The following is an 18,425-nucleotide window of genomic DNA, read 5'->3' on the forward strand; positions in this document are numbered from 1 at the left end:
CCCTTCCTCGCCCGCCCGTCCCCGGCCGGGGACGGGCGCGGCCCCCTGCGCAGCCGTTCCCGGCCGCACGGGGAGGACGGAGCGCCGGGCGGTCGCCGCGCCGCGGACGGCGGGCTCCTCCGGCGCCCGTGGGAGGGAACGGGAGCCGTCCCGGCCGGACGGGTTCCGCCGTCCGCCGAACAGTGGTCGCGAACCGCTCCGGGACGGTTGCGATCGCATACCGTGACACTGACACTGACACTGACACTGACACCGGGGCCGGGCGGCGGGGGACCGTCGGCGTCCGGAGGCCGCCGGGCCGCCGGTCCGCGGTCCCGCGGCACACGGTGTCCGCGGCCGCCCGGCACGCGGCCGCCGGGGCCCGCGCCAAGAGCCGGAACCGCGACGGCAGTTCGGCGCCCGCCTGCCCGTGGTGCGCGTATGATCTCGGGCCGATCGGTCCCTGACCAGGGGATACGAAGGCGGGTTCGGGGGCGGGCGGGAGCGCGGACGCGGCAGGGCGCCGACGCCACGGCCTCCGGGACCGCGGTCCGCGCGGTGATGTCGGTCTCCGTGCGAGATGCCTCTTCAGAGGTGCCGTATTGTCGACGCGGAGTCCGCCGCGAGGGAGCTACGAGGGAAAATGGCCAGCGAAGAGAACACCCGGCAACTGACCGAGGCACTGTCGGCGAAGCGCGACGAGTACACGGCTCAGTGGGCCAAGACCGTGGGGAGGTCCCTGCGCGGCCGGCTCAGCTCGGCCGAGCTGAGCCGAGAATTCGGCGAGCTGTACGACGCCATCGTGCAGGCGGTCGCGGAGGGCATCGCCCTCGAGGGCCGCGGCGAGCAGTTCGCCGAGGTCCGCAGCCTGCTGATCGAGCTCTCCCGCAGCCGCGCCCGGCAGGGCTTCACGCCCACCGAGACCGCCACCAGCGTGCTGGCGCTGAAGGAGGTCCTGGAGCCGGAGCTGACCGGCAGCGCCGAGGGCGCCCAGATCTACCTGCAGTTCGCCCGGCTGCTCGACGACCTGAGCCTCCTGACGGTGGAGGAGCACGTGAAGACCCGCGAGGCGATCATCTCCTCGCAGGCGGAGCAGCTCCTGGAGCTGTCCACCCCGGTGGTCAAGCTCTGGGACGGTGTGGTGGGCGTCCCGCTGGTCGGCACCCTGGACTCGGCGCGCACCCAGGTCGTCATGGAGAAGCTCCTGCAGACGCTGGTGGACACCGACTCCACGCACGCGATCGTCGACATCACCGGCGTTCCCACGGTGGACACCCAGGTCGCCCAGCACCTCCTGAAGACGGTGGTGGCCGCCCGGATGATGGGCGCCCAGTGCACCATCTCCGGCATCCGCCCGCAGATCGCGCAGACGATCGTGGCGCTCGGCATCGAGTTCGGCGACATCCCCACCAAGGCGACGCTCGCCGACGCGCTGCGCGAGGCCCTCACCGAGGTCGGCCGGCAGGCCGAGAGCGACGTACGGGGCCTGCTGTGACCGACCGCGTCCCCGTACTCAAGATCGGCGACGTACTGCTGGTCTCCATCCAGACGGACCTGGAGGACCAGATGGTGCTGGACCTCCAGGAGGACCTGTCGAACCGCATCGTCGCCACCGGTGCGCGCGGAGTGATCATCGACATCTCCGCGCTGGAGATCGTCGACTCCTTCGTCGGCAGAATGCTCGCCACCAACGCCTCCATCTCCCGGGTGCTGGGCGCCGAGACCATCGTGGTGGGCATGCGGCCCGCAGTCGCGATGACCCTGGTCGAACTCGGCCTGTCCCTCGACGGTGTCCGCACCGCGCTCAACCTGGAACGCGGGCTGGGCCTCCTGCGGCGATTGCAGGCATCGCGTTCGGACCGGGCATGAGGGACTACGGCGCCGACAGCGTCTCCGTCACCGAGGTCGCGGTCGCCACCAACGGAGACGTGGTGAAGGCCCGGCAGATGGTCCGCACGCTCGCGCAGAGCAGCGGTCTGTCCCTGGTGCACCAGACGAAGCTGGTGACGGCCGCCAGTGAACTCGGCCGGAACATGCTCGTCCACGGCGGCGGCGGCACCGTGCGCGCGAGCGCGGTCGTGGAGGGGCCCCGCAAGGGAGTCTGGGTGGAGTTCGCCGACCACGGGCCCGGCATCGAGGACATAGGACTCGCGCTCACCGACGGATGGACCTCCGGCAACGGCATGGGGCTCGGCCTGAGCGGGGCACAGCGTCTCGTGGACGAGTTCGACCTGGACACCGGGTCCTCGGGCACGACCGTACGCATCGTGAAGTGGGGCCGATGAGCGCCACTCTGGTGTCCGAGGCGACCGACGTGGTGTGGCTGCGCTCGGACGCGGCCCTCGCGGCCGCGGCCCGCAGGGAGGCCGCGCAGCTCGCCCGCCGTCTCGGCCTGTCCGCGACGCGGATCGCCGAGGTGGAGCTCACGGTCACCGAGGTGGCGACCAACCTCCTGCAGCACGCCGACGACGGGGCGCTGGCCCTGCGGATCACCCGGTCCCGGGGCCGGGCCGCGATGGAGTGCCTCTCCATCGACTCCGGTCCCGGTATCGCCGACACCTCCGTTGCGCTGCGGGACGGCCAGTCCAGCGCCGGGACGCTCGGCATCGGGCTGGGGGCGGTCGGCCGCCTCGCGGACGTCTTCGACTTGCATTCCCTGCCGGGCCGCGGAACGGTGGTTCTGGCCCGCTTCGAGGTACGGGAGGACGGCGAGCCGGCCGTGGCCGTCGCGCGCTCCGGCGCTGTGCAGGTCAGCGGTCTGACCCGCCCGATCGGTGGCGAACAGGTGTGCGGTGACACATGGGCGGCGCGGACGGTGGGCTACAGCCCGGACGCCGTCATGGTGATGATGTGCGACGGTCTCGGCCACGGACCGCTGGCGGCCCGGGTGAGCGACATGGCCCGGCTCGCCTTCCGCGAGAGCAGGCACGACCTCCCGGGGCCCGTGCTGCAGGACATCCACCGCGCGCTGCGGGGCACCCGCGGCGCCGCCCTCGCCGTGGCCCTGGTCGACCTCCGGGAGCGGCGCGTCCAGCTCAGCGGCGTCGGCAACATCAGCGCCTTCGTCGTGGAGCCGGAGCGGCGCAGCGCCCTGCTGTCGCTGCCCGGCATCGTGGGCGCGCAGATCCCCCAGCCGCGGACCTTCGAGACCCCGCTGCCGCCGGGGGCCGCGCTGGTCATGCACTCGGACGGGCTGAACAACCGCTGGATGCCGACCGACTTCCCCGGTCTGCTGAGCCGGCAGCCGGCGGTGATCGCAGGCCAGATCCTCAGCCAGGCCGCCGTACGGCGGGACGACGCCGGGATCGTCGTGGTGACGGGACCGCGGCCGTGAGCGACGGCACGGTGGTGCGCGAGCTGGTCACGCTCGGACTGCGTGCGGTGCAGGACGTGTTTGTGCTGCGCCGCTGCGGGCAGTCGACCTGCCGTGCTTTGGGGATACAGGGAACGGAGCTGGTCCGGTTCGCCACGGTCGTCAGTGAGGCGGGCCAGGACCTGCTCGGTGCCTCCGGACTCACCGCGAGACTCGCGGTCGAGGAGGCCGGTTCCGTACGTCTGGTCGTCAGTTTCAGCTGGGAGGGGCCGCACCGGCCCAGCCCCGACATCGTCATGGCGGCCGACCGTCTGCTGGGCGGCTGCCGGTTCACGCCGGGAGAGGACGGCGGGACCAGTACGCTGCGGCTGTCGCAGGACGCACCGCAGTCCCCGTTGAGCGTTGAGGAGCGAGCCCAGGGTGCGCGTATCGACCTGGACGAGGTCGACCCGGTGGACCTGAACGAAGCGCTGAAGCTGCAGAACCGCCAGCTCCTGCAGGCCCTGCAGGAGTCGCGCGAGCACCAGGAGGAGCTGCAGCGCCTGAACGCCGAGCTGGAGGAGACCAACGCCGGCGTCCTGGCGCTCTACTCGGAGCTGGCCAAGGAGCTGGAGGAGACCAACAGCGGCGTCGTGGCGCTCTACGCGGAGCTGGAGGACAAGAGCCGCCAGCTGCGTCTGGCGAGCGAGTCCAAGACCCGGTTCTGGGCCAACGTCAGCCACGAGCTGCGCTCGCCGGTCAACTCGGTGATCTCCCTGGCCCGGCTGCTGCTCGACCCCTCCGCGGACGCGCTGACGGACGAGCAGCGCCAGCAGGTGTCCCTCATCGCCGCCTCGGGCAGCACGCTGCTCGCGCTGGTGGAGGAGCTGCTGGACGTCGCCAAGGCCGAGTCCGGACGGCTCGAGCCGCACCTGGTCGAGACGGACCTGCGGACGCTGCTGCACCAGCTGCGCGGCAGCCTCAGCGGCACCGCGCAGCCCGGCGTGCGCCTGGACATCCCCGACGTCGACCCGGACATCCGGCTCGTGACCGACGACGTGATGCTCACCCGCGTCCTGCGCAACATCCTCTCCAACGCCCTGAAGTTCACCGTCGAGGGCTCGGTCTCCCTGGACGTGGCGAGCGAGGACCGCGACGGCGCGGACTGGTTCGTGCTCACGGTCCAGGACACCGGCGTCGGCGTCCCCGAGGACCAGCAGGACCGCATCTTCGAGGAGTTCTACCAGGTGCGCGGGCAGCACCAGCGGGGCCAGGCCGGCACCGGCCTCGGACTGCCCTACGCCCGCAGGCTCACCGAGCTGCTCGGCGGCCGCCTACGGCTCGACAGCGTGCTGGGGGAGGGCACCTGCGTGACCATCGAGCTCCCCGCGCATCTGCAGGTGCCGCAGAGCCCGCCCGGCGGGGGCGTGCCGGCGCACCAGGCCGCCGAGCCGGACGCGCCCGTCCTGCGCTCCCTGGTGATCGTCGACGACGACGAGACCTTCCTGACCTCGGTCCGTTCCGTGCTGCAACGGCTCGCGGAGACGGTCATCGAGATCACCGACAGCTCCACCGCGGTCCGCGCCATCCAGCGGGAGCGGCCGGACGCCATCCTGCTCGACCTGGCCATGGCGCCGCCCGACGGCTACCAGATCCTGCAGCGGCTGGCCGCCGACCCGATGATCGCCACCATCCCGGTCGCGGTCCTCACCTCCGCCGACCACGCGACGGTGGACCGCACCCGCCTCACGCACGCGCGGGCCCTGCTGAGCAAGACCCACGTGTCCGCCAGCCGCCTCGTCTCCGTCCTGGCCATCCCGGAGAAGGAGCGAGGGATATCCCAGGGCCCGCCGCGGGCCGACCGCGCGCACCAAGACCCCTCCACGAACGAGAGTTCCCGATGATCGGCGCTCAGACCCCGGACACCAGCCCCGCGCGGATTCTGGTCGTCGACGACAACGCGACCAACCGGTACGTCCTGTCCACCACCCTGCACCGCGCCGGCCACGAGGTCGTCGAGGCGCAGGACGGCACCCGGGCCCTCGAGGTCCTGCAGGCGCAGAAGACCCTGCCGGAAGTGGCCATCGTCGACGTACGGCTGCCGGACATGACCGGCTTCGAGCTGTGCGAGCGGATCAAGGGCACCCCCGAGACGGCGTCCGTGCCGGTCGTGCACATCTCGGCCTCGGCGATCAGTGTCAGGGACCGCACCCAGGGCCTCAACCGCGGCGCGGACGCCTACCTGACCGAGCCCATAGCCCCCGACGAGCTGCTGGCCACCGTCACCGCCACCCTGCGCTACGCCCGGGCCCGCCGCCGCGCCGAGTCCCTCGCGGAGCGGCTGCACCGCCTCAACAAGGTCACCCTGGCCCTCTACAGCGCCACCGACGCGCAGACGCTGGTGACCGCGGCCGCCGAGGGCGCCGCCGCGATCCTCGGCTCGGAGGCGGCCGCCGTGCTCACCTCGCCCCAGGGCGGTGTCCTGGCCGCCCACACCGGGGGCACCGGCAACCCCGGGGCGCGCCTGTCCGAGCTGGACCTGCCCTCCACGACCGGCCTGCCCGGCACGGCCGGCGCCGTCGGGGCGAGCCTGCGCAGCGTCCCCGGGGGACAGCTGCCGTTCGTCTCCGGCACGCTCACCGGCCACTCCGCGCTGCTGCTCGCCGTCGCCCGCGCCAAGTCCGGCCGGCCGCCGGTGTGCATCGCGCTGCCGCCCGGCTCGGTCCGGGCGCCGGAGGACGAGGAGCTGGTGAAGCAGCTCGCGCACGCCTGCGCCCTGGCCCTGGAGGCGCTGCGCACCTACAGCGAGGAGCACGCCCTGGCGCTGACCCTGCAGCGCAGCTTCCTGCCCGAGTCGCTGCCCTCCACCGTCCGCGCCGACCTGGCCGTGCGCTACCTCCCGGCGAGCGAGCACACCGAGATCGGCGGCGACTTCTACGAGGCGCTGCAGACCCCGGCCGGCCTGTTCGTGGCGGTGGGCGACGTCGCGGGCCACTCCCTGGACGCGGCCATGGTGATGGGCCAGGTACGGCACGGACTGCGGGCGTACGCGGCCGAGGGCCACGCCCCCGAGGTCGTGCTCGCCCAGCTCGACCGGCTGCTCGGCACGGTGGAGCCCGGCGCCACCGTGACCCTGTGCGTGATACTGATCGACGCCTCCGCCGAGGTCATGTACGTGGCGAACGCCGGGCATCTGCCGCCCCTGCTCAGGGACCCGGACGGCGCCACCCGCTTCGTCCGCAGCCACGGGCCCCTGCTCGGCCTCGGCCTGCCCCACCCGCCCGCGGTGGAGGTCGCCGCGCCGAGCGGGACCACGGTGGTCCTCGCCACGGACGGGCTGATCGAACGCCGCCACGAGGACCTCGGGGACTCCCTGGACGCCCTGGCCGCCATCGTGGCCGAGGGCCCCACCGACCCCGAGGGCCTGTGCACGCACCTGGTGGAGCGGCTGCCGCCGGACGGCAGCGACGACGTGGCCCTCATGGCGATCAGACTGCGGGAGTGCCGCGCCTGAACCGCCGGCCGGGTCAGGCGCGGGAGCCGTCCGCCGTAGCGAGGAGGCGGGCGGCGAACCGCAGGGACCGGGCGAAGAGGTCCTCGACCTCCGCGTCGCCCAGGCCGTACCAGACGTGGTCGGCGCCGGGCACGGTCTCCAGCTCCACCGGCACGCCTGCCTCCCGGAGCGCGGCCGCGAGGGACGTGCTGTGCGAGGGGTCGACCATCGTGTCCCCGGCCCCGTGCAGGAGCAGGAAGGGCGGGGCCCCCGCGTGGACGTGCGCCAGCGGGGAGGCCTCCCGCGCGCGCTCGGGCAGCGCGGCCGGGGCCCCGCCGAGCAGCAGCGCCTCGGGGCTGTCCGGGCGGCGCGGGTCCGGGCCGCCGCGCGGGGCGGTCAGGTCGCCGGGCGCGTACCAGACGACCGCCCCGGCCGCCCGCGGCGCGGTGCGGTCCAGGGCGAGCAGGGACGCGAGGTGCCCGCCGGCGGACTCGCCCCACACGACGAAGCGCCCGGCGTCGACCCCGGCCGCGGGGCCGCGCAGGGCGAGCCAGCGCAGCGCCGCGCGCAGGTCGTCGGTCTGCGCGGGGAAGACGGCCTCCCCGCTGAGCCGGTAGTCCACGCACGCGACCGCGAGCCCCGCGGCCGCGATCCGCTCGAAGGGGCCGGGCTCCCACTCCCGCAGGCGCAGCCCCATGTCGTCCCGCCGCCCGCGCCGCCAGCCGCCCCCGTGCACGAAGACGACCAGGGGCGCGGGCCGCGCCGGGGAGGCGGCGGGCGGCAGCCACAGATCCAGCTCCAGCGGTCTGCTCCCCGGCACCTCCCGGTAGGGGACCCCGCGCAGCACGCGCACCCCGGACGGGTGCTCCGCGGCGCGGGGGAGCGGCGCCGCGTCGGGGTGGGGGGCCGCGATCAGCTCCCGCGGCGGCGCCGGCGGTGCGCCGCCGCTCACCGCGTCCGCCATTGGTGGTCCGGCAGGAAGCGCACGTCGTACTGCTCGGGCACGGTCCCGAACTTGTGCGGCTCGGGGACGACCGGTTCGCGCGGCAGCCCCATCTCCTCGGCCGGCGCGCCGAGGTTCTCGAAGAACCGCTCGAAGGTCCCGCCCGGTCCCGCCGCCACGCCGACGATCTGGGTGTGGTGCCGCTCCATCCGGTAGGCGTGCGGGCAGTTCTTCGGCACGAAGCCGAAGTCGCCCGGGGTGAGCAGCTTCTCCTGCTGGACGCCCTCGGTGTCCTCGACGAACAGGCGCACCGCGCCGTGGGTGACGTAGAAGACCTCGTAGGTGTCCGGGTGCAGGTGGGCGGGGATGATGTCGCCCTTGGGCCCCTCGCAGGTGAAGAAGTTGAACGTGTTCTCGGTCTGCTCGCCCCCCGCGTAGACGGTGAACAGGTCGCCGAAGAGGTGGGCCCGGTCCCCCTCGCCCTTCTCGACGAAGTACGGCTTGCCCGGCCGTGCCGGTATGCGCGAGGCTCGCCGGTAACGAGTGGCGTACTCCAAGGTCATGCGTGCTCCCCGGTCGGTCGTACGTTATGTCAGGCACCCTGACATGTGGGCGGCCGGTCGGGCAAGCGTGTGCGCGCGCTCGTTCCGCCGGTACGCCTCGAGGAGCCCATGTCCGCCGCCCGACGCCCCCTGCCCCAGCTTCTGGGCGACGCCCGCCGCTGGTTCGACGACGCACTGCTCGCCGCGCTGCGGGAGGCCGACGCCATCCCCGTGACCCACACCCAGCTGCAGCTCTTCGCCGTCCTCGACGAGGAGGGGACGACCGTCTCCGAACTGGCCCGGCGCATGGCCGTCACCCGGCAGACCGCGCACCAGGCGGTCCACGCCCTGATCGCGGCCGGCCTCCTGGAGCAGGCCCCCGCCCCCGCCTCCACGCGCCGCCGCCTCATCCGCCGCACCTCCGAGGGAGAGCGCGCGCACCGGCTGGCCGAGGAGGCGCTCGCCCGGCTGGAGGCGCACCTCGCGCACCGCCTCGGCGGCGCCGCGGTCGACGCGCTGCGCACGGCGCTGGAGGCCGACTGGGGGACACCGGACCCGGCCCGCGTGGAGGAGCCGGCGCGGTGAGGGGCGTAAGGGCGGACCGTCCGCAGAGGTGACGCCGCGCGGCGGCGGGCCCGGCGGCTCCGGCGGCCGCGCGGCGGCGGGGCAGGGCGGGGCGAGGGCCGCGCGGTGACGGGCCGGGGCCCGCCCGTGCGCGGGCGCCCGGCCGCCCGGCCGCCCGGGTGCCGCCGTCCCGGGGCCGCGTCCCACGCGGCGCACGCGTGTCATGCCCGGTCGTCCGGGTACCCGTGGTCCTCGCGAGCCCGGCGCGCAGACGCCGTGCACGGGCCGCACACCGGATCGCACGACCTTCCCGTACACATCGAGGTGACAGCCATGACCGAACCCATCCCCACCCCGTCCCAGGCGGAGGGCGAGCGGGACCCGGCCGACGACGGCTCCGGGGCCGCGGGCGACGCGGACCAGGGCGGACGGCAGGTGGCCCGGACCACGCCCTCGCAGGCCGAGGGCGACCGGGACGACGAGGACCGGTAGCCCCGCGTCCGGCGCGGCGACCGGTTCTCACGGGGTACTCACACCCCATGCGACCGAAACCGCGTTCCTCGCTGTCGGCGACCGTGCGGGACGCGCCCGACGCGGGCGCCCCGGCGTCCTTCCGCCGAGCCCTGCTCGGCCGGTCCGTGCAGGAGGAGGGCCCGGACCGGGTGGCGCTCACCCCGCCCGAGGGCGGCGCGGGCCTCTCCTTTCGGACCGAGCGCCCCTGCACCCGCCCGCGGTGGTCCACCGTCCCCGTCGGCCGGCACGAGCAGCAGATGACGCTGTGCCTGGACATCCGGCTGGACGACCTGCCCGCGGCCGTCGGACACGCCGTCGCCCCGGGCGCGACACCGGCCGGGCACCAGTTCCAGGGCCATGTCAGGGTGCTGCACGACCCGGTGGGCCACCCCTTCCGCCTCCTCGTGGAGGAGGAGGAGTGAGGCGGACAGCGGGCGGACCGAGAGATTCCGCATATCGGGCGACCGTCGCGGCCCGCGGGGAGGGCGTCCCGTCCGGCGGCCCCCGGGTCGGCTATCGTGAGCTGTCAATCGATTTGACGCGCTCGCCCCGGGGGCGGGCATGAGACGTCCGGCCGCGAGGGGGCACGTGAACCGATTCGCTCGGCTGGTCACGAGCGTCGTGTCGGCGGAGCGCGGCCTGGTGGTGCTGACCGGACCCGGCGGCGCGGTCAAGGAGGAACCCCCGGCCGAGTCCTGGCCGCCGTCCGCGGACGACAGCCCCCTGGCGCGGTCCCTGTGCCGGCGCGTGACGGACAGCGGGCGCCCGCTCGCGCTGGTGGACAGCTCCACGGAGCCGGACGGCGGCGCCGCGGGGGCCGGCGGGGACGCGGAGCCCGCGGTCGCCTTCGCGGGAGTGCCGCTGACCGGTGGATCCGGCGAGGTCATCGGCGTGCTGTGCGCCGTCGACGCCGCCCCGCGCGCCTGGACCGGCAAGGAGCTGCGGGACCTGGAGGACCTGGCGGCGGCGTGCAGCGCCGAGCTGCGGCTGCGGTTCAGCACGGACCGGGCCCAGGTCGCCCGGCGCGGGGCGGAGGAGGCGCGGCACGCCGCGGAGCGGGCGACCGGCCGGGCCGAGGAGACGGCGGAGCGGATGAGGACGCTGCTGAGCCGTTCGCAGCTGCTGCTGCGCGCGGCCGAGGACCTCGCCGCCGCCTCCGGCCTGGACGAGGTACGGCGCAGGATCGGCACCCTGGTCGGCGGAGACCTCAAGCCCGCGTACGTCGGGCTGGTGCTGGCCGAGGGCCGGAACCTGCGCCGGATCGCCGTTCCCGACTCCGCCGCGGTGCCGCCGGGGCATCCGGAGGAGGTCTACGGCGTCGAGGAGGACTGGCCGACCGCGCGCGCCGTGCGCGAGAACCGCATGGTCGTGGTGCGCGACCGCGTGGACCTGGCGGCCGGGTACGGCACCCGGGCCGTCGCCGGATTCGACTCCCTCGGCCTGACCACCGTCGCGTGCGTGCCCCTTGCCGGGACCCGGCGCGTCCTCGGCTGCCTCGTGCTGGGCTGGGAGGTCCCGCACGAGATCGACGTGTCCGAGCGGGCGGTGCTCACCGCGCTCGCCGGGTACACCGCCCAGGCCGTCGAGCGGGGCCTGTTCCTCGACGACCGGGTCACCGTGGCCCGGCAGCTCCAGGGGGCCATGCTCACCGAGCTGCCCGTCGTGCCCGGACTCGACCTCGCGGCCCTGTACCGGCCCGCCGCCGTCGACGACATGGTGGGCGGCGACTGGTACGACACCTACCCCCTCACCGACGCGCCGCCGGACGCGGCCGGCGTCCCGCGGGCGCTGACCATCGGCGACATCATCGGCCACGACATGCGGGCCGCCACCGTCATGGGGCAGGTGCGCAGCATGCTGCGGCAGGCGGACCACGACCACACGGGCGAGGGCCCCGCGCGGGCGGTCCGCGCCCTGGAGCACGCCTGCGCGCGCGTCGGCCTGGACGCCGGCGGCACCCTCGTCCACGCCCACCTCACGCCGGAGGACGCCGGTCACTGGCTCCTGGAGTGGACCAACGCCGGGCACCCGCCCCCGCTGCTGGCCCACCCCGACGGCCGCATCGAACGGCTCGCCGCCCACAACCACCTGATGCACCGCGGCCTGCCGCCGCTGCCGCGCACCGACCACCGCCGCGTCCTCGCCCCCGGCGCCGTCCTGCTGCTCTACACCGACGGCCTCGTCGAGGTGCCCGGCGGCGACATCGACGCGGCCATCGACCGCACCGCCCGCGCCCTCGGCGAGGCCGCCGCGGCCGACGTGCCGCTGTCCCGCCTCCTCGAACGGCTCGCCGACGGCGCCTCCGCCCCGGGCGAGCACGACGACACCGTCCTGCTCGCCGTCCGCGTCCCGCGCCAGGCAGGGCGCGCGTAGGGTGGAAGACCCCGTCGCCGCGGCGGGGTCCCGCGTACGCCGCGCTCCTCCCGCGCCGGACGCACCCCTACGGAAGGCCCCCCTGTGCCGACCCCCGCCACCCCCGCGTGGCAGACAGAGGTCGAAGTCCTCTGCGCCGACCTCGAAGCACTGTGCGAAGACCTCGCCGACGCGCCCCTCGAAGAACGGCTGAGAGCCCTCGAACTGCTCCACCGTTCCTTCAAGGAGATGCACGACCGCGCCCTGCGCGGCGCCGCCCGCGACGCCCGCGCGGCGGGCTGGGGCCTGCGCCGCATCGCGGCCGCCGTCGGCCGCTCCCACGAACAGGTCCGCATCCTCACGACACCCGCGTCGTGAGCCCCGCGCCGGCCACGGGGCTCCACGGCCGGCGCCCGCCCGGCACCGCGACCGGCTCCTTCGGCGGCGGGCAGGGTGCGGAGGCGCCCGCCCTGGACATGGGCGCCTGCCCGGCGGGTGAGCGCAGCCGACTGCCGGGCCGCTTCATCCGGTGCCGTGACCGGAGAAGTCTGCCGTGGGCTCGCGGCGTCCGGTGCGTCGCAAGGCGGAGGACCGTCCTCGTACCGGGCGTACCCGGGTGGCTCCGACAACGCGGCGTGGGGGTCCCCCTGCTCGAAGAGCCAGGGGGAGTGCCGTGCCGGGCGTCGTGAGCCGGTGAACCCTCCCGGTCACGGCACTAGTACCCGCCCCGGCACGGGGTGTACGGCGGGGCGTGCCCCGGCGGTGTCGGCCGTCCGGGGACACGCCCCGTGCGCGTCCCGCCCCCTACCGGCGGAACCGGGCGGAGCTGCGATTACCGTCTGCGGTGAAGGACATCCGACGGGGGGCGGGGGAGAAGAGGAAGAACGCGAGTGGACACGGAACGTGGCAAGGCGCTGGTGACGGGAGCCTCCTCGGGCATCGGCGCGGCGTACGCGGAGCGGCTGGCGCAGGAGGGCTGGGACACCGTCCTGGTGGCCCGGCGGCGGCAGCGCCTCGACGACCTGGCCGGGCGGCTGCGCGAGACGACCGGGACGCACCCGGAGATCCTGGAGGCCGACCTGTCGCTGCCCGAGGACCTGGCCCGCGTGGTGGCGCGGGTGGCGGCCGGGGACGTCGGCTTCCTGCTGAACAACGCGGGCATCAACGGCTACGGCCCGTTCGCCGCGCTCGACCCCGACCTCCTGGCGAAGGTCGTGAACGTCAACGTCCTCGCCGTCACCGCGCTGACCCGGGCCGCCGTCCCCGCCATGCTGGAGCGCGGCCGGGGCGCGATCGTCAACGTCGCCTCCCAGCTGGCCTTCGCCGGCTCCCTGCCGCCGGACCCGCTGCCTCAGCGCGCCGTGTACGGCGGCACCAAGGGGTACGTGGTGACCTTCACCCGCACCCTCGCCGCCGAGCTGGCCGGGACGCCGCTGCGCCTGCAGGTGCTGTGCCCGGGCCTGACCGCCACCGAGTTCCACCTCACGCGCGGCGACCTGCCGGTCGCGGGCCGGGAGGCGGCCGTCCACGAGGACGGCGGGATGCCCGTCGGGCAGGTGATCGACGCCTCGCTGACCGGCCTGGAGGCCGGGGAGGTCGTGGTCGTGCCCGGACTCGCCGACTCCGGTCCCGTCGCGGAGCTGGCGGCGGCGGAGCAGGGCATCCGCACGGCGGCCCGCGGCGGGCGGGGCTGACCGCTTCCCCGCATCCGTCCCCGGGCGCGCCGCCCGTCCGGGGACGCGCCGCGCGGATTGATCCCGCCGGTCAGGCAAGAAGGGAGAACGGGCCGCGCCGCCGCGGCCCGGGTGCCGCCGGACGAGGGACACGAGGAGCCACGCGCCATGGGAACCGCTGTGCACGTGCCGCAGACGCGGGACATGATCGGGGAGGAGCTCTCCGGCGACGAGGCGCTCACCGCGCTGCGGCGCTACGGCGGGCGCCGGCTGCTCCTGGACTCCTTCGCGCGCTTCCGCTACGCCGACGGCTTCTCCAGCGCGCGCTCCCTCGGCTTCCAGGTGGTGCTCGGCCTGGTGCCGTTCACCATCGCGCTGGTGGGCGTCGCCACCACCGTGCACACCGAGAGCGTCGGCAAGGTCGTCGAACTCACCCTCGCCCGGATCGTCCCCGGCGCCAGCTCCGACCTGGTCCGCGACGCCCTGGCCGGCACGGAGCGCAGCGCGGGCTCCGGGGTGTGGAGCGCCGTGGCCATGTGGCTCGGCCTCGGCTTCGCCGTCCTCAACCTCGCCTCGGCGCTGGGCCAGGTCGAGCGGGGCGCCAACCGCATCTACGGGATCGAGCGCGACCGGCCGTTCCCGCTCAAGTACGGCCGGGCCCTGCTGCTCGCCCTCGCCGCCGGCATGCCCATGGTGCTCGGCTTCCTCGTGCTGGTCGCGGGGGACGCGGTGCGCGGGGCGGTGGCCGAGACCCTCGGCTGGTCCGCCGGCCGGCTCGACTGGCTGGGGGCGGTGCAGGTGCCGCTGGGCGTGGCGCTCGCCTGGGTCGCGTCGGCGGTGATCTTCCGCTGGTCCCCGCGCCGGGACCAGCCGGGGTACACCTGGCTCGCCTTCGGCTCCCTGGTCCACCTGCTGCTGTGGATCGCCGCGACCTGGCTGCTGGCGCTGTACGTCGCCGAGAGCGGCTCCTTCGGCGCCGTGTACGGACCGCTCACGGCCTTCGTCGCGCTGCTGCTGTGGGCCAACCTCACCGGGGTCGCCCTGTTCCTGGGGATGGCGTTCGCCGCCCAGCTGGAGGCCGCCCGCGCGGGGATCACCGAGGCGGTGCAGCCGGACCCCGGGTCCGGGCCCTGACCCCGCCGCTGCCGCCCTTTTCGTAAAAGCCTGTCACACAGGAAAAGCACAGCTCAGCGAGGTGTGCTGCCCTCGCGCGCCCCTTCCCGGCCGGGAAGGACCGGCTCGTCCCTGGGTCGATCAGATTGTTTATTAGATTGTTGACAAAAGCGTTGACCCGTACCGAGCGGGTGCTTACCGTTCTGCGCACCCCCGCGGGTCGGCCGCACGAGCCGCGCGCCGACCATCCGCTCACCTCGCCGGGGACCCTTCACGGACGAGAGGAAACGACGTTGTCCCCCTCCCCCGCGCCACCCGCACGCGGCACCCGGCTGACCGCGCTGGTCGTCGGCCTGTGCTGGCTGGTCGTGCTCTTCGACGGCCTCGACATGTTCGTCTACGGCGCCGTGCTGCCCCACATGCTGGAGGAGCACGCCCTCGGCCTGGACGCCGCGAAGGCCGGCGACCTCGGCAGCTACGCCACCTTCGGCATGCTCCTGGGCGCTCTGTCCGCGGGCGCCGTCACCGACTGGATCGGCCGCAAGAAGACGATCGTCGCCTGCACCGCGGTCTTCTCCCTGGCGTCCGCGCTGTGCGCCGTGGCCGGCGGCCCCGGGGTGTTCGGACTCGGCCGCTTCATCGCCGGGCTCGGCCTCGGCGGCCTGCTGCCCACCACGATCACCCTGGTCTCCGAGTACGCCCCGCGCGGCCGCGGCGCCCTGGTCGTCGGCACGCTGATGACGGCCCATCAGGCGGGCGGCATCCTCTCCGGCCTCGTCGGCCTGTGGACCGGCGGCGAGGGCGGCTGGCGCGTCGCCTTCTGGATCTGCGTGGCGCCCCTGTTCATCGGCGTACCGCTGGTCGTGCGGTTCCTGCCCGAGTCGATGGGCTTCCTGCTCGCCAGGGGCCGGACCGAGGAGGCCGCCGCGCTCGCCGCGCGCCACGGCGTGCCCCTGCCCGTGCCCGAGGCGGACAGGCCCGCCGCCGGGGAGCGGTGGAGCGCCCTGCTCGCCCTGTTCCGCGACGGCCTGTGGCGCACCACGCTGCTGTTCTGGCTGGCCTCGTTCGGCGGACTGCTGCTGGTGTACGGCGTCAGCACCTGGCTGCCCACCATGATGCGCGGCTCCGGCTACGAACTCGGCTCCTCCCTCGGCTTCGTCGTCGTCATCAACCTCGGCGGCATCGTCGGCATGCTGGTCGGCGGCCGGTTCTCCGACCGCTACGGCGCCGCGCGCGTCGCCGCCCTGTGGTTCGTCCTCACCGCCGTCGGCATCTACACGCTCGGCGTCCGCATGCCGCTGGCGCTCACGTACGCCGTGGTCTTCCTGACCGGCCTGTTCCTCTTCAGCGCCCAGGCCATGCTCTACGCGGCGGTGGCGGGCCGCTCCACCGCCGACCACCGCGCCACGGCCGTCGGCTGGGTCTCCGGCATCGGGCGCTTCGGCGCGGTGTTCGGCCCGTGGCTCGGCGGGCAGCTCGTCGCGAGCGAGGCCGAGGGCTGGGGCTTCACCGCCTTCGCCCTCACGGCCGTCCTGTCCACCCTGTTCCTGGTCCTCGCCGGTCTGCGCAACGCGCCCGCGGTCCCGAGCGGCGGCCCGGCCGAGCGCCTGTCCGCCGCCGGCTGACCGGCGCACGCGACGGCGGCCCTGACCCGCTGCCACCGGGTCCGGGCCGCCGTCGTACGAGGAGGGGCAGGGGTCAGGCGGTGGCGGCCAGGACCAGGTCGGCCCCCTTGGCCCGGACCCCCTCCGCCGCCGCCCCGGCCAGGTCGGTGTCGCTGACGATGGTGTCGAAGGCGTCCAGCGGGGCGACCCGGTAGCGGCCGAAGGTGCCGAACTTCGACGAACCGGCCACCAGCACCGAGCTGCCCGCGCTCTCCATGGCCGCCTGCTTCACCTCGACCTTCGGCTCCGACGGCGTGGTGACACCGCGCAGCAGGTCCCAGGAGCTGGTGCTGATGAACGCGATGTCCAGGGCGAGCTGGCGCAGCGTCGCCGCGGCCAGGCGCCCGACGCTGGAGCGGTTGGAGACGTCGACCCGGCCGCCGATGTGCACCAGGTCCAGGTGCTCCGCCGCCGTCAGCCGGTCGACGGTGGTGAAGTCGTTGGTCACCACCGTCAGCGACTTCAGCCGGGCGAGCGCGGGCACCATCGCCAGCAGGGTCGTGCCCGCGTCCAGGTAGACGGTCATGCCCTCCTGGACGAGCTCGGCCGCCCGCGCCGCCATCGCCTGCTTCTGCGGCTGCTCCACCAGGGACTTGTCCTGGAAGCTGGGTTCGGTGTCGACGTGGCTGGCGATCCGGGCGCCGCCGGGCACGGAGAACACCAGGCCCTGGCGCTCCAGCTCCGCGATGTCCCGGCGCACCGTCATGTGGGAGACGCCGAAGAGCTGGGTGATCTGGTGAACGCTGAGCACCCCGTCGCGGCGCAGGTGCTTCAGGAGCTGCTCGCGGCGCTGATCGGGGATCAGCGGCGGACGCTCGTCGGCGGTCATCGTTGGGTTCTCCCTTCCGGTCCTGTGCGACGGTAGCCGATGATCTTGCACATGGTCCCGGCCCGTCGCCGCCGCACCCGGGCGGCGGGGACGGGCCGGGACCGCGGGTCAGCCGCCGACGAACACGCTGAGCAGCAGGACGCCGCCCAGGCTGAGCAGGGACTGGAGCGACAGCATCAGCGTCCAGGTCCGGAAGGTCTGCGGGACGGAGAGCTGGAAGTACTCCTTGAACAGCCAGAAGCCGGAGTCGTTGACGTGCGAGAGCATCACCGCGCCGGAGGCCGTCGCCAGCACCATCAGCTCGGGGGAGACCCCCGGGGAGGCGGCCAGGAGCGGGGCGACGATGCCGGTGGCGGCCGCGGTGGCGACCGTGGCCGAGCCGAGGCAGATGCGCAGCAGGGCCGCGACGAGCCAGCCGAGGACGAGGGGCGGGACCGCCCAGTCGACGGCGTAGTCCGAGATCAGCTTGTCGATGCCGGTCTCCGTGAGCATGGCCTTCAGACCGCCGCCGGCGCCCAGGATCAGCACGATGCCGCCGACCGGGCCCAGGCCCTTGCCCGCCATCTTCTGGAGCTGGCCCAGGCCGAAGCCGGAGCGCACGCCCAGGGCGAAGAAGGCGAAGACCACCGCGGCCAGCAGGGAGAGCACCGCGGAGTCGCACGCCTCGAAGAAGGTGTACAGCAGGCTGCCCTTGTCGGCGTTGGCCGTACCGACGGTGCCGATCAGCATCAGCACGGGCGGCATCAGCACGGTGATCATGGCGAGGGCGAACGACACCGGCTTGCGCCGGTGTTCGGGCGTCGGGTTGTCCGCCTGCACCGGACCGCGGTCGAGGTCGGGCGCGGGGCCGAACCAGCGGGCGGCGAACCGGGTGAGCAGCGGGCCGGTGAGCACCGCCATCGGGATGCCGATGATCAGACCGTAGAGGATCGTCAGGCCGGTGCTGGCGTCGAACGCGGAGACCGCGAGCGTCGGCGACGGGTGCGGCGGCAGCAGGCCGTGCGAGACGTACAGGCCCGCGGCCATCGGCAGACCCACGTACAGCAGGTGCGTACCGGTGCGCTTGGCGACGGTGTACACCAGCGGCACCAGCATGATGAAGCTGACGTCGAACAGGTGCGGCATGCCGATGAGCAGGGCCGCCGCCGTGATCGCGGCGGGGATCCACTTCACCGGGCGGCTGCCGATGAACACGGTGGCGATGCGGTCGGCGCCGCCGGAGCCCAGGAGTATGCCGCCGAGCAGCGTGCCGAGGCCGATGGTCGGTCCCGTGCTCTTCAGCGCGTCGCCGAAGCCGCCCTGGAAGGCCTCGACGGCCCTGGCCGGGGCGATGCCCGCGGCCACGCCGAGCCCGAGGGCGGCGAGGGCCAGCGCCAGGAACGGGTGCAGCTTCGCCTTGGTGATGAGCAGGACGAGGACGGCGACGGCGGCGACGCCGAGCAGCAGGTGCTGGAGGTCGGTGCTCATG

At 74.5% G+C, this 18,425-nt stretch carries 18 protein-coding genes; 14 read left to right on the top strand and 4 right to left on the bottom strand.

Annotated features, from left to right (window positions below; all coding sequences use genetic code 11):
• The first annotated feature begins 622 nt into the window (after nt 1-622).
• The 6 genes from IE271_RS24050 to IE271_RS24075 are packed head-to-tail and all read left to right on the top strand — an operon-like array spanning nt 623 to nt 6,785.
• Nucleotides 623-1,474 carry an STAS domain-containing protein gene (locus IE271_RS24050; protein ID WP_190192498.1) on the top strand — a complete coding sequence of 284 codons (852 nt, stop codon included), beginning with the start codon at nt 623-625 and terminating at the stop codon, nt 1,472-1,474.
• Complete coding sequence (locus IE271_RS24055; protein WP_190192499.1) at nt 1,471-1,848, top strand: STAS domain-containing protein; 378 nt, start codon at nt 1,471-1,473, stop codon at nt 1,846-1,848. Before IE271_RS24050 ends, IE271_RS24055 begins: the two co-directional genes overlap by 4 nt.
• Nucleotides 1,845-2,264, top strand: a complete 420-nt coding sequence (locus IE271_RS24060) for an anti-sigma regulatory factor (protein ID WP_190192500.1) — start codon at nt 1,845-1,847, stop codon at nt 2,262-2,264. Before IE271_RS24055 ends, IE271_RS24060 begins: the two co-directional genes overlap by 4 nt.
• Nucleotides 2,261-3,313 carry an ATP-binding SpoIIE family protein phosphatase gene (locus tag IE271_RS24065; protein ID WP_190192501.1) on the top strand — a complete coding sequence of 351 codons (1,053 nt, stop codon included), beginning with the start codon at nt 2,261-2,263 and terminating at the stop codon, nt 3,311-3,313. Before IE271_RS24060 ends, IE271_RS24065 begins: the two co-directional genes overlap by 4 nt.
• On the top strand, nt 3,310-5,175 hold the full coding sequence (locus IE271_RS24070; protein WP_190192502.1) for an ATP-binding response regulator: 1,866 nt from the start codon (nt 3,310-3,312) through the stop codon (nt 5,173-5,175). Before IE271_RS24065 ends, IE271_RS24070 begins: the two co-directional genes overlap by 4 nt.
• Complete coding sequence (locus IE271_RS24075) at nt 5,172-6,785, top strand: fused response regulator/phosphatase (protein WP_190192503.1); 1,614 nt, start codon at nt 5,172-5,174, stop codon at nt 6,783-6,785. The genes IE271_RS24070 and IE271_RS24075 overlap by 4 nt, the downstream gene beginning before the upstream one ends.
• A gap of 13 nt (nt 6,786-6,798) precedes the next feature.
• Here IE271_RS24075 and IE271_RS24080 read toward each other — a convergent pair whose 3' ends face one another.
• Together IE271_RS24080 and IE271_RS24085 are read right to left on the bottom strand one after the other, a co-directional pair.
• Nucleotides 6,799-7,728, bottom strand: coding sequence for an alpha/beta hydrolase (locus tag IE271_RS24080; RefSeq protein WP_190192504.1), 930 nt, complete (start codon nt 7,726-7,728; stop codon nt 6,799-6,801).
• Nucleotides 7,713-8,270: a quercetin 2,3-dioxygenase gene (locus IE271_RS24085; RefSeq protein WP_190192505.1), complete on the bottom strand. Its 558-nt coding sequence runs from the start codon at nt 8,268-8,270 to the stop codon at nt 7,713-7,715. The genes IE271_RS24080 and IE271_RS24085 overlap by 16 nt, the downstream gene beginning before the upstream one ends.
• 108 nt (nt 8,271-8,378) lie before the next feature.
• Here IE271_RS24085 and IE271_RS24090 point away from each other — a divergent pair, with 108 nt between their 5' ends.
• From IE271_RS24090 to IE271_RS24125, 8 genes are all read left to right on the top strand, one after another.
• Nucleotides 8,379-8,834 (top strand): MarR family winged helix-turn-helix transcriptional regulator, encoded by a 456-nt coding sequence (locus IE271_RS24090; protein WP_190192506.1) that lies wholly within the window; start codon nt 8,379-8,381, stop codon nt 8,832-8,834.
• Between the two features lie 312 nt (nt 8,835-9,146).
• A complete protein-coding gene (locus IE271_RS24095) occupies nt 9,147-9,305 on the top strand; it encodes a hypothetical protein (protein ID WP_190192507.1) in 159 nt (52 codons plus the stop codon).
• A gap of 47 nt (nt 9,306-9,352) precedes the next feature.
• Nucleotides 9,353-9,748, top strand: a complete 396-nt coding sequence (locus IE271_RS24100; protein WP_190192508.1) for a VOC family protein — start codon at nt 9,353-9,355, stop codon at nt 9,746-9,748.
• Between the two features lie 166 nt (nt 9,749-9,914).
• Nucleotides 9,915-11,699, top strand: coding sequence for a GAF domain-containing SpoIIE family protein phosphatase (locus IE271_RS24105; protein WP_190192509.1), 1,785 nt, complete (start codon nt 9,915-9,917; stop codon nt 11,697-11,699).
• 84 nt (nt 11,700-11,783) lie between these two features.
• A complete protein-coding gene (locus IE271_RS24110) occupies nt 11,784-12,056 on the top strand; it encodes a hypothetical protein (RefSeq protein ID WP_190192510.1) in 273 nt (90 codons plus the stop codon).
• Between the two features lie 512 nt (nt 12,057-12,568).
• Entirely contained in the window at nt 12,569-13,372 is an 804-nt protein-coding gene (locus IE271_RS24115; RefSeq protein WP_190192511.1) for an SDR family NAD(P)-dependent oxidoreductase, read from the top strand.
• 147 nt (nt 13,373-13,519) lie between these two features.
• Nucleotides 13,520-14,485, top strand: coding sequence for a YihY/virulence factor BrkB family protein (locus IE271_RS24120; protein WP_190192512.1), 966 nt, complete (start codon nt 13,520-13,522; stop codon nt 14,483-14,485).
• A gap of 272 nt (nt 14,486-14,757) precedes the next feature.
• Complete coding sequence (locus tag IE271_RS24125) at nt 14,758-16,089, top strand: MFS transporter (protein WP_190192513.1); 1,332 nt, start codon at nt 14,758-14,760, stop codon at nt 16,087-16,089.
• Between the two features lie 73 nt (nt 16,090-16,162).
• On the opposite strand, the gene IE271_RS24130 is transcribed toward IE271_RS24125, so the two are convergent.
• Nucleotides 16,163-16,957, bottom strand: a complete 795-nt coding sequence (locus IE271_RS24130; protein WP_190192514.1) for a DeoR/GlpR family DNA-binding transcription regulator — start codon at nt 16,955-16,957, stop codon at nt 16,163-16,165.
• Nucleotides 16,958-17,065: 108 nt separating this feature from the next.
• Entirely contained in the window at nt 17,066-18,424 is a 1,359-nt protein-coding gene (locus IE271_RS24135; RefSeq protein ID WP_190192515.1) for a GntT/GntP/DsdX family permease, read from the bottom strand.
• Nucleotide 18,425 lies beyond the last annotated feature (1 nt).

It is taken from the genome of Streptomyces minutiscleroticus, assembly GCF_014650875.1.
Lineage (GTDB): Bacteria > Actinomycetota > Actinomycetes > Streptomycetales > Streptomycetaceae > Streptomyces > Streptomyces minutiscleroticus.

What these genes read in the sequence shown, in the direction of transcription:
- IE271_RS24065 (WP_190192501.1), top strand. Translation starts at nt 2,261, where the DNA reads ATGAGCGCCACTCTGGTGTCCGAGGCGACCGACGTGGTGTGGCTGCGC.
- IE271_RS24090 (WP_190192506.1), top strand. Translation starts at nt 8,379, where the DNA reads ATGTCCGCCGCCCGACGCCCCCTGCCCCAGCTTCTGGGCGACGCCCGC.
- IE271_RS24135 (WP_190192515.1), bottom strand. Translation starts at nt 18,424, where the DNA reads ATGAGCACCGACCTCCAGCACCTGCTGCTCGGCGTCGCCGCCGTCGCC.
- IE271_RS24095 (WP_190192507.1), top strand. Translation starts at nt 9,147, where the DNA reads ATGACCGAACCCATCCCCACCCCGTCCCAGGCGGAGGGCGAGCGGGAC.
- IE271_RS24080 (WP_190192504.1), bottom strand. Translation starts at nt 7,728, where the DNA reads ATGGCGGACGCGGTGAGCGGCGGCGCACCGCCGGCGCCGCCGCGGGAG.
- IE271_RS24130 (WP_190192514.1), bottom strand. Translation starts at nt 16,957, where the DNA reads ATGACCGCCGACGAGCGTCCGCCGCTGATCCCCGATCAGCGCCGCGAG.
- IE271_RS24100 (WP_190192508.1), top strand. Translation starts at nt 9,353, where the DNA reads ATGCGACCGAAACCGCGTTCCTCGCTGTCGGCGACCGTGCGGGACGCG.
- IE271_RS24075 (WP_190192503.1), top strand. Translation starts at nt 5,172, where the DNA reads ATGATCGGCGCTCAGACCCCGGACACCAGCCCCGCGCGGATTCTGGTC.
- IE271_RS24085 (WP_190192505.1), bottom strand. Translation starts at nt 8,270, where the DNA reads ATGACCTTGGAGTACGCCACTCGTTACCGGCGAGCCTCGCGCATACCG.
- IE271_RS24120 (WP_190192512.1), top strand. Translation starts at nt 13,520, where the DNA reads ATGGGAACCGCTGTGCACGTGCCGCAGACGCGGGACATGATCGGGGAG.
- IE271_RS24050 (WP_190192498.1), top strand. Translation starts at nt 623, where the DNA reads ATGGCCAGCGAAGAGAACACCCGGCAACTGACCGAGGCACTGTCGGCG.
- IE271_RS24060 (WP_190192500.1), top strand. Translation starts at nt 1,845, where the DNA reads ATGAGGGACTACGGCGCCGACAGCGTCTCCGTCACCGAGGTCGCGGTC.